Source organism: Pseudoalteromonas sp. CR1 (genome assembly GCF_019392235.1).
Classification (GTDB): Bacteria; Pseudomonadota; Gammaproteobacteria; order Enterobacterales; family Alteromonadaceae; genus Pseudoalteromonas.
Map to the genome: position 1 here is coordinate 1 of NZ_JAHXRM010000630.1, position 235 is coordinate 235.

At 58.7% G+C, this 235-nt stretch carries 1 pseudogene; it reads right to left on the reverse strand.

Annotated features, from left to right (window positions below):
* Window positions 1-235, reverse strand: a pseudogene (locus KZZ04_RS20815) (sugar ABC transporter permease); the annotation flags it as partial.

The window sequence follows — 235 nt, forward strand, 5'->3', positions numbered from 1 at the left end:
TCGCCAGAATGATCAGCACCAGCGAGGACCAGCGGCCCTTGGTCGGCATGGTCAGGGCAATGGCGATACCCAGCGGAATTTCGATCAGCAGCACGCACGCCGAATAGATGAACTGGCGCAGCAAGGAGTCGTGCAGGCGCGGGTCGAGCAGCACCTGTTTGTACCAGTCGGCACCGACAAAGTAGCGGCTGGACTGGTCAAAAATGTCCTGCACCGAATAGTTGACCACCGTCAT